General features: G+C 60.6%; 1 protein-coding gene. It reads right to left on the minus strand.

Features of this window, described 5'->3' with window-relative positions; all coding sequences use genetic code 11:
* Positions 1 to 350: transposase (locus ASV53_RS25075; protein ID WP_141226373.1), on the minus strand; the 350-nt coding region annotated here is incomplete at both ends.

The following is a 350-nucleotide window of genomic DNA, read 5'->3' on the forward strand; positions in this document are numbered from 1 at the left end:
CGACAGAGCAAACAGCGTGACCATCTGCGCCGTATTTTTCGCCAGGCCCCGGAAGCGCACCTTGGTGTAGTCGAACTGGCGCTTGATCACTCGGAACGGATGTTCGACCTTCGCGCGCACCTGGGCCTTGGCCTTCTCGATCTTGCGCTTGGCTTTGTACAGCGCGCTGCGCTTATCGAGCTTCTTGTAGGTGCTGCGCCGTGCCGCAACCTGCCAGATCACCGGGCGGCCTTCATGTTCAGGACGCTTTTCCACGCCGGTGTAACCGGCATCGGCACAGACTACGTTCTCATCGCCATGCAGCAATTTGTCGACCTGCGTGACATCCGCCACGTTGGCCGCGGTGACCA

It is taken from the genome of Photobacterium sanguinicancri (genome assembly GCF_002265265.1).
In the GTDB taxonomy this organism is placed as follows: domain Bacteria; phylum Pseudomonadota; class Gammaproteobacteria; order Enterobacterales; family Vibrionaceae; genus Photobacterium; species Photobacterium sanguinicancri.